Origin of the sequence: Kamptonema animale CS-326, assembly GCF_028330895.1 — a bacterium.
Lineage (GTDB): Bacteria > Cyanobacteriota > Cyanobacteriia > Cyanobacteriales > Microcoleaceae > Kamptonema > Kamptonema formosum.
Genome location: NZ_JAQMUA010000362.1, coordinates 17,715 through 36,714, shown reverse-complemented (window position 1 = coordinate 36,714; position 19,000 = coordinate 17,715). Strand labels below are relative to the sequence as shown.

The 19,000-nt window shown below is 44.9% G+C and carries 8 protein-coding genes; 7 read left to right on the top strand and 1 reads right to left on the bottom strand.

Annotated elements, in window-relative coordinates:
- Positions 1-199: 199 nt before the first annotated feature.
- Positions 200-634: a DUF2358 domain-containing protein gene (locus tag PN499_RS21185; RefSeq protein ID WP_272034338.1), complete on the bottom strand. Its 435-nt coding sequence runs from the start codon at positions 632-634 to the stop codon at positions 200-202.
- Positions 635-1,046: 412 nt separating this feature from the next.
- Between PN499_RS21185 and PN499_RS21180 the strand changes: the two genes are divergently transcribed.
- From PN499_RS21180 to PN499_RS21150, 7 genes are all read left to right on the top strand, one after another.
- On the top strand, positions 1,047-1,550 hold the full coding sequence (locus tag PN499_RS21180) for a hypothetical protein (RefSeq protein WP_272034337.1): 504 nt from the start codon (positions 1,047-1,049) through the stop codon (positions 1,548-1,550).
- 141 nt (positions 1,551-1,691) lie between these two features.
- A complete protein-coding gene (locus tag PN499_RS21175) occupies positions 1,692-3,503 on the top strand; it encodes a ShlB/FhaC/HecB family hemolysin secretion/activation protein (protein WP_272034336.1) in 1,812 nt (603 codons plus the stop codon).
- Between the two features lie 323 nt (positions 3,504-3,826).
- Positions 3,827-6,712, top strand: a complete 2,886-nt coding sequence (locus PN499_RS21170) for an S-layer family protein (protein WP_272034340.1) — start codon at positions 3,827-3,829, stop codon at positions 6,710-6,712.
- Positions 6,713-6,860: 148 nt separating this feature from the next.
- Complete coding sequence (locus PN499_RS21165) at positions 6,861-9,767, top strand: two-partner secretion domain-containing protein (RefSeq protein WP_272034335.1); 2,907 nt, start codon at positions 6,861-6,863, stop codon at positions 9,765-9,767.
- Between the two features lie 57 nt (positions 9,768-9,824).
- On the top strand, positions 9,825-12,737 hold the full coding sequence (locus PN499_RS21160) for an S-layer family protein (RefSeq protein ID WP_272034334.1): 2,913 nt from the start codon (positions 9,825-9,827) through the stop codon (positions 12,735-12,737).
- Between the two features lie 64 nt (positions 12,738-12,801).
- Positions 12,802-15,693 carry a beta strand repeat-containing protein gene (locus PN499_RS21155; protein WP_272034332.1) on the top strand — a complete coding sequence of 964 codons (2,892 nt, stop codon included), beginning with the start codon at positions 12,802-12,804 and terminating at the stop codon, positions 15,691-15,693.
- A gap of 259 nt (positions 15,694-15,952) precedes the next feature.
- On the top strand, positions 15,953-18,832 hold the full coding sequence (locus tag PN499_RS21150) for a two-partner secretion domain-containing protein (RefSeq protein WP_272034330.1): 2,880 nt from the start codon (positions 15,953-15,955) through the stop codon (positions 18,830-18,832).
- Positions 18,833-19,000: the final 168 nt, after the last annotated feature.

Here is a 19,000-nt window from a genome sequence, read left to right as displayed (position 1 = left end):
GTAAGAATACCGCCTAGAAGGCGGCGTTACGTAATCGTGCATAAGTCTTGTAAAAGAGAACGAAGAAGACATACACAACCAGCTTTTTAGTCACCTATATTTTACATTTAATTAGGTGAATATGCTGAACTGATGATAATTTTAGCAATTGTTAGCGAGTTTGGATAGCCAACAGTCGTTAATTTTGAAATTTTAATTTTCAATTAATCTCGCCTCCTTTGCGGATAAATTGCTTTAATATTTCTCCTGGTTTCCGATCCCAGGTGTCGATATGTTCGTAGATCAGAGCCTCAGTGTTGAGCTTGTAAGTAGAGTAGCCGTTGAAAAATATCCGAGCTTTCCAGGGAACTCGTAAGGTACCGCGAACAGTCCATTTTGCTAGAATAGTATCTGAGGCTGTCTGAGCAACTTCGTGCAAATCGAAGTGAATTTCTGTAAAAAATAGCTGAGCATGAAATCGTAGAGTCCAAAAGATAATACGATAGTTTATTTTTCCTTTGAATTTGTTGACTGGATCTTGAAAATAAATATCTTTTGTATAGATATCATAGGAAATATCTTGCTCAAAAAGTGTGGGTAAATCAGTTTTGAGGGTATTTACGGCTTGTTCTATCTGCAATGGATATTCAATCATGCTAAAACTACCAGTCTGTCAGTATTTTCTTCTAGGAATTAGGCATTAAACTTGCATTAAACTTGGAGACTTCGGTTCCCCTAAACTCCTTAAAAATTAGGAAATAAGTTTCCTTTTTTTAAGGGGTTGAGAGAGACTCTGCATAAGTCCTGCTCTTAAGGATAGCCTCTACTACCTGCCTTGGAATCGTCAAAAAGTTGATGGGGTGGGGATTTGCGATCGAAGTCCCAGAAAGGGGGAAATATCGGCATGGGCCCATTACAGAGAAAGCTGAAAGAGGCTCAAAGCGGATTTTTCAATCTCTTCTGCTTGCAAATTCTTGATTCTAATTCAGAGGCGGAAGTGATGGATACTTTAATTTAGCACCTACTTTAGCTCTATTTGTATGCTCTGCCCTCCCGGCTTTGTTGGCATGGATAATGAACGCCTAAACTGCGGTACGGAATTGATTGAGTACCCCCAGCCGCCAGAAATTCTTACCCAGATCCACAGCGGTAAATTGCTGATTGTGGACAGTCGTCGCCGTAATGGTCTAATTTTGATTAAGGTGTATCATGCTGAGTTTGCGGGGCCGGGAGCCGCTGTTGGGGGTGCTTTCGATCGCGATTGCCAGCAGGTGATTTTAGTGGGAGATGTTTGCTTGGTTGAGGCGAAATCTCCTGAAGAGCGACAAAAAGCTTATGGAATTCGCAGGCATTGGGTGCGTTTAACTGAACAATTAACGGCAAGGAGTTTGCCTGTGGTGCGATCGCAGATGCTTCTGACTCAGTTTGAACAGTATTTTGACTCGGAAACGGTAGCACAGCTTCCAGATCTGGCTTTGGCTCTTTTAGTGGGTGTATTTCCCCAAACAATTCGGATGGCACGGGTGCAAAGTGCTGAATTATCGGGGAGTGCCAAGGCCGATCGGTCTTGAGTTGTGAATTAATAACTCAGATATTAGTTATGCTAGGAAAGCATTTGGTGACATCTATTCTAATTATAGCCTGATGAATTAAGGCTATAACAAACAATTAGTGATTTTACTCACTTAATCCTGGGCAGGAAAGACTTAATTATGACTCGTCTTAGAATACTATTTGGGCTAACGGGGTTTGTTTGGCTAATGGTGGGAGCAGCTAAAGTTGCTGCTACCGAGGTGAAAACTTTGCCTTCAAATGTTCAAGATTTAGAAGTTGCCAGTAGCGATCGCAATGCCTTACCTCCAATCCCAGCTTTTACTTTTAATGAAGCCGACTTGCAGTTGGCTCAACTACCTAACCCTATTTTCCCGAAGCCACCTGAACTGCCCGATCCTACACCGCCGCAGCCGCAACCGCTTCCCTTACAGCCAATCCCCCCAAATCCTCCCAATCAAGTCTCCCCGGAAATTCCGGGGACAATTCGGGTGGAACGGTTTGAGTTTGAAGGAAATACTGCCTTTAGCGATCGCGAATTATCGGCAATCGCTCAACCATTTACGGGACGCGAAATCACCTTCAGCGAACTGCTGGCGGTAGAAACAGCCATCACTCAAAAATACATAGATGCGGGTTATGTCAATTCCGGTGCGGTGATTCCAACTGACCAAACCTTTCCTAGAGAAGGAGCAATTGTTAAAATTCGGGTGATTGAAGGAGGGTTAGAGGGAATTGAGATTACGGGAAATCGGCGGCTTAACTCTAACTACGTGCGATCGCGCTTAAATCTCGCCACTCGTCCACCCTTAAACCGCGATCGCTTGCTAGAAGCATTACAACTGTTGCAACTCGACCCTCAGATTGCCAATATCTCAGCAGAACTTCAAGCCGGAAGTCGGCCCGAACGCAGCCGCTTGCAAGTGCGAGTCAAAGAAGCAGATACCTTTAGCGTTGAGCTATTTACAGATAATAACCGCTCTCCTAGTGTAGGCAGTTTTCGACGCGGGGTTCGCATCAACCAAGCTAACTTAATCGGTTTAGGTGATGGATTAAATGTATCTTATGCCAACACCGACGGTAGTAATGAATTAAATGCCAGTTATACTGTCCCCGTCAACGCTCACAATGGCACAATTCAAATTGCAGCAGGCGTTACCAAAACTAACGTGATTGAAGAACCCTTCGATCGCCTAGACATCGAAGGGCGATCGCGCACCTACGAGCTCACCTACCGCCAACCAATAGTTCTCAAACCCGATCGCGAATTAGCTTTAGGTTTGACTTTTTCGCGTCAAGAAAGCGATACTTCTTTATTAGGAGAGAACTATCCCCTTTCACCAGGAGCCAACGACCAAGGGGAAACGCGAGTTACAGCCTTTCGCTTCTTTCAAGAATACGTGCAGCGCAGTCAAAATCAAGTTTTCGCAGCGCGATCGCAATTCTCCCTCGGCACCGATCTCTTTGGTGCTACTGTAAACGATGATGCCCCCGATAGCCGCTTTTTCTCATGGCGGGGACAAGCTCAATACGTCCGGTTATTAGCGCCCGAAACTTTGCTAGTTCTGCGTTCTGACCTTCAACTCGCCACAGGAGATCTACTATCCCTCGAACAAATTGGCATTGGCGGTGCTCAGACTGTACGCGGATATCGGCAAGATTTACTACTAAGTGATAGCGGCGCGATCGCCTCTGCGGAAGTACGAATCCCCATTTGGCGCGTCCCAAAAATCAAAGGCATTTTGCAGATTGCTCCGTTTATTGATTTTGGCATCGGGTGGAATCATTCGGGAGAGCAAGTCAATCCCGACTCAGATCATTTATTGGGTGCAGGTTTAGGGTTGATATGGCAAATGAGCGATCGGCTCAATGCCAGACTCGACTATAGTATCCCCTTAATCAGCGTCGATTCGGGGAATAACACTTGGCAAGAAAAAGGTATCTACTTCAGCATTAATTATTTTCCTTTTTAGCTACTTTGCCTTTCAATCTCTCTTTTTCTGTCGAGTAAAAAGTCATCCTCGGTCACTTTTATTAAGCGATCGGGACACTCTACAGAGAAAGTTGAGACTAATTTTTGTAGACGGCGCTGCGATCGTTTCACTCCCTGAAATACAGCGGATTCCCGATTGATAAAGTACACCCCAGAAACCGAGTTTCTTCTGGATTTCTCGCTAGAAATTGGTTTTCTTTAAGAAACCCGGTTTCTCTGTAATTCACTTACCTGGAAAGTGCTGTATTGTTACACTCGCAGCGCTCGCTCTACTCCTAATCACCAATTAACAGGATTTGAATGATGCTCCGTCCCTATTCCACCCTAATTTTTGCATTCTTACTACTTATTCCTCTCCCAGCCATCGCTCAAATCATCCCAGATAATAGTTTAGGTACAGAAAGTTCCCGTACAGTTCCCGCAACTATCAATAATTTACCATCGGACAGAATAGAAGGCGGTGCAACTCGTGGCCCTCACTTATTTCACAGTTTCCAAGAATTTAACGTCGGTGAAGGTAGAGGAGCATATTTTGCCAACCCTAATGGCATTCTTAATATTTTCACTCGCGTTACTGGGGGAAATCCTTCTAATATTTTAGGTATATTGGGAGTCCAAGGTAATGCTAACTTATTCTTACTTAATCCCAGAGGAATTGTCTTCGGCCCCAATGCGAGGTTAGACTTACGCGGCTCATTTATCGGTTCAACTGGTAGCGGTATTTTATTTGATAATGGCTTTGAATTTAGCGCCGCTAATTCTAATGCAGTGCCATTATTAGCAATTAATATGCCTGTGGGTTTAAGATTTCGCGAAAATCCTGGCGCAATTATTAACCAATCAATTGCTCCTAATCCCTCACCGCCTGACCTGCCCCTACCAGTACCAATTTTTGATAATATTGGTTTAGCAGTAGACCCCGGTCAAACCTTAGCCCTAGTAGGGGGAAATATCCAGTTTAACGGCGGCATTGCGACCGCCAGTACCGGACAAATATTACTGGGAAGCGTCAAGAGTCCTGGTTTAGTAGAAATTGAACCAACCGCTTTAGGTCTGAATTTAAACTATGGAGATATTCAGGACTTCGGCAATATTGACATGAACAGTTCATTGCTCAATACCAGTGGATTAGGAGGAGGAAAAGTTGACATCAGGGGTGCAAATATCAGTCTCAGTAGTTCAGGAATTTATGGACTGACACTAGGAAATCTTGATGGTAGAGGCATTGATATTAATGCCCAAAACTTACGATTAGAGCGGGGAGCGCAAATTTTCACCACGACACTAGGAGAAGGGAAAGGGAGCAATATCAACATCCGCGCTACTGACTCAGTAGAAATGTTCGGGTTAGGAATTGAAGGCTATCAGCAGCTTACAGAAAGTTTTCAGACATCAGGAACAGGCAACCCCTTCATTTCGCAAATCGTTCTCTTTACTAGCGCTATTGGCAGTGGAGGAGCAGGAGATATTAATATTGAAGCCGGACGGCTGTTGATGAGCAATGGAGTAGTGGCCGGTGCCCCCACCTTTGGTGCTGGCAATGGCGGAAATCTGACTATCCGCGCCAACACCGTCGAACTCGTCAGTTCGGCGCTTTATAACGGCACAACGAACGCAACCACTGGTCAAGGCGGAAATATTACTGTGGAAGCCGAACGGTTAATACTGCGCGATGGCGGTGCTTTCGCCAGCTTCAGCCTTAGTGATGGAGCATCGGGGAATATCGCCATTAAAGCTTCTGAATCTGTGGAATTGTCGGGGAGTCTTCCTGTAGGTTTAGGTCAAACTCGGATTGGCACGAATACTTTTCAGGGGAATGGAAAAGGTGGGGATATTAGCATCGACACTAAGCGGCTGAGTGTTTCTAATGGAGCCACAATTAGTTTAACGACGGGTGCAATTTTTGGCGAAGTTGTGTTTTCTACAAATGGTGGGACGGGAGGAAATTTAACTGTGAGAGCCTCCGAGTCTATTGAAGTGAGTGGCGAGTCAAGATTTTTGGGGAATGCGGGCTACGTAGCAAGTTCTTTTGTTACTCAAACTGCAAGTTCTGGTAGAGGTGGAGATATCCGCCTGTCAACACCTAAACTAACTGTGCAGAATGGCGGCGTTATTTCTGCGGCTTCCTTGGGTGCAGCAAACGCAGGAGATATTACAATTAATGCCGATCGCTTAGAAGTACGAGGCATCGGGAGTAACAGTCGGTTGAGGAGTGGAATTGAGGCCTCGGCTGGTAGAGCGTTTAATGCTGTTAATCCCAATACTACTGGAAATGCAGGCTCGTTGAATTTGAATGCTAGTCAATTGATTCTTCGGGATAGTGCAGTGGTTAATGTTCAATCTTCAGGAACAGGTAGGGCTGGCAATATTAACGTGGTTGCAGACTCGATCGCGCTTGACAATAAAGCCATAATTGATGGTACTACCGTTTCTGGTACAGGGGCAAATATTAACCTCCAAGCACAAGACATTCAGTTACGGCGGGGTAGCATAATTACAACAGATGCAGGTAGTTCTGACGGTGGAAATATCAGAATTAATAGCGATGTTTTGGCTACTTTACCCAATGAAAATAACGATATTACTGCTAATGCGCGTACTGCTAGGGGAGGGCAAGTTACAGTAAATGTCCCGAATATCTTTGGTTTTACAGCCGTTACCCGCGAACAAGCCAGAAGTAGTTTAGGACTGACTGACGCTGAATTTGCCGCTTTACAAGTCAATCCAACTTCCTTACTTCCTACTAGCGATATTGCCGCGATTTCTCAACAGTCTGGCCCCGCATTACAAGGGGCGGTGACATTTAGCACTACTGGGGTGAATCCCGCTCAAGGATTAGTAGCTTTGCCGCAAAATGTAGTTGACCCAACCACATTAATCGCCGCTAATCCTTGCATAGAAGGGGAAGGAAATGAGTTTACTATTACTGGTAAAGGAGGAGTCCCACCGAACCCTAATGATGTCCTCAGCAACGATTCTGCTCAGTTTAATTGGGTAGAACCAGTGACAACTGGAAGTCACAAGGCAGAAGTTAAAAGTCCCGAAATAGAAATAAAGCCACAGGCAGTTATTCCTGCTCAAGGTTGGGTGATGGATGCTCAAGGACAAGTCAGACTTGTAGCGTATAATTCAGATGGTAATACATCTGCTCGCAGTGCGAAACCGACAGGTGTTTGCGTACCTCGATAGGCCAAGACTTACGCAAAACTATCCGTAACGCCGCCATCCTAGCGGTGACAATACCGCGCCTGTTGGCGGCCGTAGTGCGATCGTGCGTAAGTCCTGTTTTAGATATCTATAGTCTTTTTGTGAATACTAAATTAACAGTAATGAAAAGATGCCTCATAAATCTTCCGCCCTAATTTTTGGGTTATTACTACTATTGCCTTTGCCCGCTATTGCTCAAATTATTCCCGATAATAGTTTAGGGGCAGAAAGTTCGCGTACTGTTCCCGCAACTATCAACAATTTACCATCGGACAGAATAGAAGGCGGTGCAACTCGTGGCCCTAACTTATTTCACAGTTTTCAAGAATTTAACGTGGGTGAAGGCAGAGGAGCCTATTTTGCCAACCCGAACGGTATTGCTAACATTTTTACTCGCGTTACCGGGGGCAATCCTTCTAATATTTTAGGAACATTGGGAGTCCAAGGCAATGCTAACTTATTCTTACTTAATCCCAAAGGGATTGTCTTCGGCCCCAATGCTAGGTTAGATTTACGCGGCTCATTTTTAGCATCAACTGCCAGCGGCATTCTTTTTGATAATAGCTTTGAATTTAGCAGCAAGAACCCCAACGCCGTGCCATTGTTAGCAATTAATATTCCTTTAGGTTTAAGATTTCGAGACAATCCCGGCACAATTATCAACTCTTCCCAAGCAATCGGCCCGACACCAACCTTACCGCCACTGCCCATAGAAATTCCTGTCTCTAACAAACTTGGTTTGGCAGTAGATCCAGGTCAAACTTTAGCATTAATTGGTGGAGATATTCAACTACAAGGAGGAAATTTAACAGCTTATACCGGACAAATATTACTGGGAAGTGTGCAAAGTCCCGGTTTAGTACAATTTGAACCAACAGCTTTAGGACTGAATTTAAGCTATGACAATATTCAGAGCTTTGGTAACATTGAAATGAACGGTGCGTCCATCAATACCACCGGATTAGGAGGTGGCAAAATTGACATCAGAGGCTCAAACATCACCGTCAGCAGTTCAGGAATTTATAGCTTGACACTAGGAGATGTTGATGGTAGAGGAATTGACATTAATGCTGACAACTTACGAGTAGATAAAGGAGCACAAATTCTTACTTCAACTCTGGGGGATGGAAAGGGGAGTAATATTAATATCCGCGCTACTGACTCAGTAGAAATGATTGGGTTGGGAATAGTAGGCTATCAGCGATTTTATACTCAATATATATTATCTGGAACTCTCAACCCCTTCGATCCCCAAATTGTCCTCAATAGCGGTACTGTCGGCAGTGGAGCTGCTGGAGAGGTTAATATCGATACCGGACGGCTATTGCTGCGCGATGGAGTAGTGGGCGGTACCGCTACCCTGGCTGCTGGAAATGGAGGAAATCTGAATGTCCGCGCTAACACCTTCGAGATCGTTAGTTCAGCAATCAATAATGGAACAACTAAGAAAAGTACCGGCTCTGGCGGCAATATCAATATTGAGGCCCAACGGTTAATCATACGCAATGCTGGTGGTTTGGTTAGCATCAGCCGTAGCGATGGAGCATCAGGAAATATCACGATTAAAACAACTGAATCTGTAGAATTGTCGGGTGGTATTTCTGGAAGTGCCGCGCAAACTCGTATGGGTACAAACTCTTTTGATGGCAATGGTAAATCGGGGGATATTACCATCGACACTAAGCGGCTAACTGTTACTGATGGAGCCTCAATTAGTTTATCTACGGGTGCGGTTATTGGGCAAGTCGTGTTTTCTAGGAATGGGGGGCTAGGAGGAAATTTAACTGTGAGAGCTTCCGAGTCAATAGAAGTAAGCGGCGTGTCGGGAGTTTTGGGAAATGTAGGATTCGGAGCGAGTGCTCTAGCTACTCAAACTTCAAGTTCTGGTCGGGGTGGAGATATCTACCTCTCTACGCCCATACTCAATCTGCGGAATGGGGGGATTATTTCTGCGGCTTCGTTGGGTGCAGTAGATGCCGGAAATATTACAATTGATGCCGATCGCATAGAAGTCCAAGGCGCGGGAAGTAACGGTCGTTTTGCAAGTAGAATAGAGGCTTCGGCTGGCAGTTTTTCTATTATTGTCAATCCCAACGCTACGGGGAATGCTGGCTCGTTGAATTTGAATACAAATCGATTGATTGTCCGGGATGGGGCAACGGTTAGCGTTCAGTCTTTAGGAAGGGGAAGGGCGGGCAATATTAATGTTGTAGCTGACTCAATTGCCTTGGATAACAAAGCCAGTATTGACGGTACAACTGACTCTGGCGGTGGGGGAAATATTAATATCAAGGCGCAAGATATCCAGTTGCGACGCGGTAGCAAAATTACCACTGATGCGGGTATTTCTGATGGTGGAAATATCAGAATTCAGGGTGATATTCTGGCTACTTTACCCAATGAAAATAACGATATTACTGCTAATGCGCGTACTGCTAGGGGCGGTCAAGTTACAGTGAATGTACCCAATATCTTTGGTTTTACAACTGTTAATCGCGAACAAGCCAGAAGTAGTTTAGGACTAACTGACGCTGAATTTGCCGCTTTACAAGTGAATCCAACTTCTTTAATTGCTACTAGCGATATTGCGGCGATTTCTCAACAGGCTGGCCCGGCTTTACAAGGGGCGGTAACGTTTAGCACTACTGGTGTCAATCCGGCTTCTGGGTTAGCAGTATTACCGCAAAATGTTGTCGATCCCAGCACTTTAATTGCGGCTAATCCCTGCACGGAAGGGGCAGGAAGCGAGTTTAGTATTACTGGTAAAGGAGGAGTGCCACCGAATCCTAACGATGTCCTCAGCAACGATTCTAGACAGTTTAACTGGGTGGAACCAGTGACAACTGGAAGTCTGAAGGTAGAAGATCAAAAAGTAGAAGATAAAAAAGCAGAAATAGAAATTATGCCACAGGCAGTTATTCCTGCTCAAGGTTGGGTAATGGATGCTCAAGGAAAAGTAACACTTGTAGCATACAATTCAGATGGTGGTGCTTCTACTCGCAGTCCGAAACCGACAGGTGTTTGCGTACCTCGATAGGTACTCTTTAAGTTTTGCTGACCTTTGTTTTTTCAATACTAAATTAACCGAAGTTCAATGATGCACTGCCAATCTTCTAGCCTACTTTTTGCTTTATTACTGTTGCTTCCCTTCCCCGCTATTGCTCAAATTGTCCCCGATAATAGCTTAGGTGCAGAAAGTTCGCGGATAGTTCCGGCAACTATCAATAATTTACCATCGGACAGAATTGAAGGCGGTGCAAATCGCGGTGTCAGTTTATTTCACAGTTTCCAAGAATTTAACGTGGGTGAAGGTAGAGGAGCATATTTTGCCAATCCTAACGGGATTGTGAATATTTTTACTCGCGTTACTGGGGGAAACCCTTCTAATATTTTAGGAACATTGGGAGTGCAAGGCAATGCTAATTTATTCTTACTTAATCCCAGAGGAATTGTCTTCGGCCCCAATGCGCGGTTAGATTTGCGCGGATCATTTATTGGTTCAACTGGTAGCGGCGTTCTTTTTGAGAATGGCTTTGAATTTAGTGCCGCCGATGCTAATGCAGTGCCATTATTAGCTATTAATATTCCTGTGGGCTTAAGATTTCGCGAAAATCCGGGCACAATTGTCAACACTTCCCAAGCAATCGGCCCGACACCAACCTTACCGCCACTACCAGTAGAAATTCCTGTTTCTAACAAACTTGGTTTAGCAGTAGATCCCGGTCAAAGTTTAGCATTAATTGGTGGAGACATTCAACTGCTAGGGGGAAATTTAACTGCTTATACTGGACAAATATTACTGGGAAGTGTGAAAAGTCCAGGTTTAGTACAATTTGAACCAACAGCTTTAGGCTTGAATTTAAACTACAGCAATATTCAGAACTTTGGCAATATTGAAATCAACAGTTCGTTGATAAATACCAGCGGATTAGGAGGTGGAAAAATTGACATTAGAGGTGGAAACGTCACTATCAGCAGTTCGGGAATTTTGGGATTAACACTAGGAAATATTGATGGTAGAGGTATTGATATCAATGCTCAAAACTTGCTAGTACAGGGAGGGTCGCAAATTGCCACCCCTACACTGGGAGATGGAAAAGGAAGCGATACCAACATCCGTGCTACTGACTCAGTAGAAATCAGCGGGATTGGCTTTGAGAGCTATCAACAATTTTTAGTTAATTATCGGATATTGAGAACAATCGACCCTTTCGATCCGCAAATTGTTCTGATCACTGGCACTGTTGGCACTGGAACTGCTGGAGACATTGCGATCGATACTGGACGCTTGCTGATGCGCGATGGAGTAGTAGCAGGTTCGGTCAGTTTTGGTACGGGAAATGGGGGAAATATCAACATCCGTGCCAACGTTTTCGATCAGGCTGGTTCTACGCTCAGCAGTGGGTCATTACTGGGCAGTAGTGGCACAGGGGGAAACATTACCGTTGCTGTCGAGAAATTAACCGTGCGCGATGGTGCTATTCTCACCACTACCACCAGCAGTGAGGGAGCATCAGGGGATATCACTATTAAAGCGACTGAATCAGTAGAAGTCTTAAGAACGCCCCCTGGGAGTGTGCTGCAAACTTTGATCAGCGCCGCCTCTTTAGATCCCAATGAGAAAGGCAGGGCCGGGGATATTACGATCGACACCAAGCGGTTAATTGTTGTCCAAGGAGCCGGAATTTCTGTATCGAGCGGTGCGACTATTGGCAACAGTCTCTTTTCTACTGGTGGGCCTGGAGGCAATTTGACAATTAGGGCTTCTGAGTCGGTAGAGTTAGCAGGTATCTCTGAAGTTTTGGCAAATGGAGAATACAATATTAGTTTCCTCGCCAGCGAAACCAATGGCTCTAATCAGGGAGGCAATATTTACATTGCCACGCCTGTGCTAACTGTGCGGGATGGGGGAGTAATTTTCATGTCTGCTTTTGGTACGGGAAATGCAGGCAGCATCACGATTGATGCCTCTAGCGTAGAAGTGAGTGGCACTGCTCTTAACGGTAAATTGATTAGTCAAATTGATGTTTCGGCGGGTAATTTATTTGGCATTCCCATTCCCAACGCTACGGGAAATGCGGGTTCAATTAATCTAAATGTAGGTCGATTGATTGTTCGAGATGGGGCAGCGATCAACGTCCGGGCGCAGGGTACGCCTAATGCTGGCACTCTCACAGTTGTAGCTGATTCAATTGCCCTTGATAATAAAGGCAGCATTAATGGCACAACTGACTCTGGCGGTGGGGGAAATGTTAACCTCCAAGCGCGAGATATCCAGTTGCGACGCGGAAGCAGAATTACAACCGATGCGGGTATTTCTGACGGTGGCAATATCAGAATTAATAGCGAACTTTTGGTAGCCTTACCGCGAGAGAATAGTGATATTACAGCTAATGCTCGCACCGCTAGAGGCGGAACTGTGACAGTGAATGTCCCGAATATTTTTGGTTTTACAACTGTTAATCGCGAACAAGCCAGGAGTAGTTTAGGACTGACTAATGCTGAATTTTCTCAGCTACAAGTCAATCCAACTTCGTTAATTTCTACTAGCGATATTGCCGCGATTTCTCAACAGTCTGGTCCCGCTTTACAAGGAGCAGTAACATTTAGCACTACTGGGGTAAATCCCGCTCAAGGATTAGTCACCTTAGACCAAAATGTGGTCGATCCCAGCACTTTAATTGCAGCTAATCCTTGTATAGAAGGGGCAGGAAATGAGTTTAGTATTACTGGTAAAGGAGGAGTGCCACCGAACCCTAATGATGTCCTCAGCAACGATTCTAGACAGTTAAACTGGGTGGAACCAGTGACAACTGGAAGTCACAAGGCAGAAGCTCAAAAAGTAGAAGATAAAAAAGCAGAAATAGATATTCAGCCACAGGCAGTTATTCCTGCTCAAGGTTGGGTAATGGATGCTCAAGGAAAAGTAACGCTGGTAGCATACAATTCAGGTGATGGTGCTTCTGCTCGTAGCCCGAAATCGACAGGTGTTTGCGTACCCCGATAGGTGCTCTTCAAGTTTGATCTACGCGCTCAGTTTTTCTTAATACTAAATTAATAGGAGTTGAACGATGCCGCACCAATCTGCCGCCCTAATTTTTACTTTCTTACTAATATGTCCTTTCCCTGCCATTGCTCAAATTATTCCCGATAATAGTTTAGGTGCAGAAAGTTCGCGGACAGTTCCCGCAACTATCAACAATTTACCATCGGACAGAATAGAAGGCGGTGCAACTCGCGGTGTCAATTTATTTCATAGTTTCCGGGAATTTAATGTAGGTGAAGGTAGAGGAGCATATTTTGCCAATCCTAACGGGATTGTGAATATTTTTACTCGCGTTACTGGTGGTAATCCTTCCAATATTTTAGGCGTGTTGGGAGTGCAAGGCAATGCTAATTTATTCTTACTTAATCCCAGAGGGATTGTCTTCGGCCCCAATGCGAGGTTAGATTTACGAGGTTCATTTTTAGCATCAAGTGCTAGCGGCGTTCTCTTTAATAATGACTTTGAATTTAGCAGCACTAACCCCCAAGAAGTGCCATTGTTAGCGATTAATATTCCTGTGGGTTTAAGATTTAGAGAAAATCCTGGGACAATTGTCAATCAGTCAAAAGTGGTGGGCGAACTGCCAAGCTTGCCACCACTTCCCATAGAAATTCCTATTGTGAACAAAGTCGGTTTAGCAGTAGATCCCGGTAAAACTTTAGCGCTCATTGGTGGAGATATTCAACTGCAAGGAGGCAATTTAACAGCTTATAGCAGTCAAATTATTCTGGGCAGTATCAAAAGTCCAGGTGTCGTGAAAGTTGAACCACTACCTATAGATTTAAATTTAAACTATGACAATATTCAGAACTTTGGCAATATTGAACTCTCTGATTCAATTATAAATGCAAGCGGATTAGAAGGTGGCAGAATAGACATCATGGGTTCAAATGTCACCCTTAACGGTTCGCGAATTTTAGCCCTTACCTTCGGAAATATTGATGGTAGAGGTATTAACATCAATGCCCAACAATTGCGAACCGAGAATGGGTCGCAAATTTACACTCTAGCTCTGGGAAATGGGGCTGCCGGCAATATCAACATCCGCGCTACTGACTCAGTAGAAATGATCGGCATTGGATTTGAGAGTTATCAACAGTTTTTACAGAATTATTTAATATCTGGAACAGCCAACCCTTTAGCTCCGCAAATTGTTTTGAGCAGTGGTACTCTGGGCACGGGAGTCGCAGGCACGATCGCCATTGATACGGGAAGACTGCTGATAAATAACGGTAGCGTAATAGGTAGCTCTACATTTTCCAGTGGAAATGGCGGAAATGTCACCATCCGTGCCACAGAGTTCGATCTAGCTGGGTCTGGGATTAACAGTGGCACACTTGTGGGGAGTACAGGCATCGGCGGAAACATTAGCTTTGAAGGAGAACGTTTGAGAGTGCGTGATGGTGCTGCGATCGCTAGCGTTACTCGCAGTGGTGCAGCATCAGGAAATATCAATATTAAAGCGAATGAATCATTAGAAATCTTACGTACTCCCGCTGGTAGTGCCGTGCAAACTGTGATTAGCACAAGCGCTCTCGGTCAGAATGGAAATGCCGGAAATATTACCATCGACACCAAGAAATTAACTATCTCTAATGGCGCGGGAATTACCTCATCGAGTGGTGTAGCGATTGGTAGTCAACTATTAAATACGACTGGAGGCTTGGGAGGTAATTTAACCATTAGAGCTAGTGAATCGATAGCAATAGGAGGTGTCTCTGAAGTTTTGGCGAATGGCAATCGGAGTAGTAGTTTTGTCACCAGCGACACCTACTCATCCAATCGAGGAGGGGATATCTACATTTCCACACCTCTGTTATCGCTACGGGGTGGGGGAGTTATTTCTGCTGGTTCTTTTGGTACAGCAGATGCAGCTAACGTCACAATTGATGCAGAAAAAGTGGAACTCATTGGTAATGGGAATCCTGGTGTATTTAGCAGTGCTATTCAGGCTTCCGTTGGCTTTTTATATCTGTTGACGAATCCTAATGCGACGGCGAATGCGGGTTCGTTGAATTTGAATGTTAATCAATTGACGCTTCGTGATGGCGCAACGGTGAACGTTCAGGCGTTAGGAACGGGACAGGCTGGTAATATCAATATTAGAGCTGACTCAATTGCTCTGGAAAATAAATCTATTATCAATGCTTCTACTGACTCTGGCGGCGGGGGAAATGTTAATCTTAGAGCGCGAGATATCCAGTTGCGGCGCGGTAGCAGAATTACAAGCGATGCAGGTATTTCTGATGGTGGAAACATCAGAATTAATAGCGATATTCTGGCTACGTTACCCGATGAAAACAACGATATTACTGCTAATGCGCGTACTGCTAGGGGCGGTCAAGTTACGGTGAATGTCCCGAATATTTTTGGTTTTACAGCCGTGACACGCGAACAAGCTAGAAGCAGTTTAGGATTAACTGATGCTGAATTTGCAGCTTTACAAGTGAATCCAACTTCTTTAATTGCTACTAGCGATATCGCCGCTATTTCTCAACAGGCTGGTCCCGCTTTACAAGGAGCGGTGACATTTAGCACTACTGGGGTGAATCCGGCTCAAGGATTGATCGCATTGCCGCAAAATGTAGTTGACCCCGCGACATTAATTGCGGCTAATCCCTGCACTGAAGGGGAAGAGAACGAGTTTACTATTACTGGTAAAGGAGGAGTACCACCGAATCCTAATGATGTTCTTAGTAACGATTCCAGACAGTTTAATTGGGTGGAACCAGTGGTCAGTGAAAGTCAGAAGGTAGAAGATAAAAAGGCAGAAATAGACATTCAGCCACAGGCAGTTATCCCCGCTCAAGGTTGGGTGATAAACGATCGAGCTCAAGTAACGCTGGTAGCATATAATGCAGGTGGTGGTGCTTCTGCTCGCAGTCCAAAATTAATAGGTGTTTGCGTACCCCCATAGGCATTGGTGTCAACTTAAGCTCAAACCCCGCCAGGGACTAAAGTCCCTGTCTAAATAACTAAAGTCCTCTGAAGAGGACTAATGAGTTTAAGGCCATTTCTTCAGTCCTCTTCAGAGGACTTGCTCTTTGAGACAGGGGTTTTAACCCCTGTCGGATTAAGGGTTTGGCGTTAAGTTGACACGAATGCCCCATAGGTACTCTTCAAGTTTTAGCTATCTACAGGCTTGTTCTGAATACTAAATTAACAGGAACTAAAAGATGCCCCGCCAATCTTCTGCCCTATTTTTTGCGTTCTTACTGCTGTTTCCTTTGCCCGCCATTGCTCAAATTATTCCCGATAATAGCTTAGGTGCTGAAAGTTCGCGCACAGTGCCGGCAACTATTAACAATTTACCCTCAGATAGAATTGAAGGCGGTGCAAATCGCGGTGTCAGTTTGTTTCACAGTTTCCGCGAATTTAATGTAGGTGAAGGGCGAGGAGCATATTTTGCGAATCCTAACGGGATTCTGAATATTTTTACTCGCGTTACAGGGGGTAATCCTTCCAATATTTTAGGCGTGTTGGGAGTGCAAGGCAATGCTAACTTATTTTTACTTAATCCCAGAGGGATTGTATTTGGCCCCAATGCGCGGTTAGATTTACGCGGCTCTTTTATCGGTTCAACTGGTAGCGGTATTTTCTTTGATAATGGCTTTGAATTTAGTGCCGCCGATGCTAATGCAGTGCCATTATTAGCGATTAATATTCCTGTGGGTTTGAGATTTAGAGAAAATCCGGGTGCAATTGTCAATGCTTCTAGCGTCACTCAAGTTATTGAAGGCACAGAACTACCAGTTGGTTTAGCAGTTCCTCCCGGTCAAACCTTAGCATTGGTGGGAGGCGATTTAACCTTTAATAATGGTTTTGCTAGCGCTTTTAGCGGCAACATTCAATTAGGAAGTGTGGCAAGTCCGGGTGTAGTAAGCTTCAATATCTCGCCAATCGGATTAGGTTTGGATTATACAAATATTGCGAATTTTGGGAAGATTGACTTATCAGGATTATCAGCGGTGACAGCCAGTGGGCCAGGAGGAGGTGCGATCGCAGTTAGAGGAGGAGAAGTGATTTTGCGCGATCGCGCTTCTCTCCTTTCCGATACCTTGGGAAATATTGACGGCCGCGATATTACCGTAGATGCAGCACAGTTAAGAATTTTAGACCAAGGCTTGATCTCAACTAGCACGATCGCTACAGGAAACGGCGGCAATGTTGCAATCCGGGCCGCTGATTTTGTAGAAATCAAAGGAACTGGATTTGATTTCTTTAAACAAACTATCCTCGATGCAGGCACAAGTGGAAACTCTAACTTCTCCAATCGGCAAAGCGGCATATTTGTCGGGACTGTGGGCGCGGGCACAGCGGGGAATATTACAATTGATACTAAGCAGCTAAACCTCCGAGAAGGTGCGATCGCGATCGACCTCAGCGATGGTGCAGGAGTTGGGGGGGATGTGGCAATTAGAGCTTCTGAATCAGTCGAAGTCAGCGAATCTGGCATACTCACCACTGCTATAAATCAAGGCAGTGGAGGCAATTTAACAGTTGATACCGCGAAGCTAACAGTCCGTAATGGGTCAGCCATATCATCCGCAACTGTGGGTGCAGGCAATAGCGGAAACTTAACCGTGAGAGCTTCTGACTCAGTGGTACTCACAGAGTACCGACCAGATAGCCCCGTTGGTACTGGGATTACCACTAACACTATTGGCGGTACGGGAAACGCGGGAAACATAGAGATTAATACACGCTCTCTAATCGTAGAAGGAGGGACATCTATCACCTCTACAAGCGGGATCACAGCAACAGATAGGGTAATTCCTTCTGCTGGTCGGGGTGGAAACCTTACTATCAATGCCACCGACTCCCTGACGATAATTGGCAGCAGTACAAACGACAGCATATCCGCTGCTCGTGCTGCTCGCACTCAATTAGCTACTGGGACTGTTGCGAGTGGTAACTCTGGGGACTTGAGGATTAACACTAAGCGATTGATTGTTCAAGGTACAGCAGCAATAGGGGCCTCTACTATAGGTGAAGGACAGGGGGGAAACATTATTATCAACGCTTCGGAGTCGGTGGAACTAACGGGAACTAACGATAATTTGTCTAGTTCCGGCATAGCAACCGCTTCTGGAGATATTTTGCTTCAGGCTGTATTCCAACTTCCCCCCCCCACAGGCGCGGCAGGAAATATCAGCGTGACTACCCCCAGGTTAACTATTCGAGATGGGGCCACGATTAATGTTGGGAGTTTGGGATCGGGGCGTGCCGGTAATATTAACGTGGTTGCAGACTCGATCGCTCTGGATCGTAGAGGCATAATTGATGGCACGACTGTCTCCGGTACGGGAGCAAATATTAACCTTCAAGCGCAAGATATCCAGTTGCGGCGCGGCAGCAGAATTACAACCGATGCAGGTATTTCTGACGGTGGAAATATCAGAATTAATAGCGATATTCTGGCTACTTTACCTAATGAAAATAGCGATATTACCGCTAATGCACGTACTGCTAGGGGGGGTCAAGTTACGGTGAATGTACCCAATATTTTTGGTTTCACAGCCGTTAGCCGGGAACAAGCTAGAAGTAGTTTAGGATTAACCGACACTGAATTTGCTGCTTTACAAGTGAATCCAACTTCTTTAATTGCTAGTAGCGATATCGCGGCTATTTCTCAACAGTCTGGTCCGGCTTTACAAGGGGCGGTAACATTTAGCACTACTGGTGTGAATCCCGCTCAAGGATTAGTAGCTTTGCCGCAAAATGTAGTTGACCCTGCGACATTAATTGCGGCTAATCCCTGTACGGAAAGGGCAGGAAACGAGTTTACTATTACTGGTAAAGGAGGAGTGCCACCGAATCCTAATGATGTCCTCAGCAACAATTCCAGACAGTTAAACTGGGTGGAACCAGTGACAACTGGAAGCCAGAAGATAGAAGATAAAAAGGCAGAAATAGACATTCAGCCACAGGCAGTTATCCCCGCTCAAGGTTGGACGATCGATGAGCGAGAGCAAGTAACGCTGGTAGCATATAATTCAGGTGGTGGTGCTTCTACTCGCAGTCTGCAACCGATGGCAACCTGCATTCCGCGTTAAAATTTTGGTAGTGTAAGTGGTAATTGCTAATTAGTAATTGCTAATTAGCAATTAATAGGTTAGACTTCACTAATTGAAGACTGTATAAGGGGAGAGAAAACCATTGTTTTTAGTAAATAGATACTTTGCTAAATATAATCTGGTATAACCTTAAGGAAAAAAATGTCA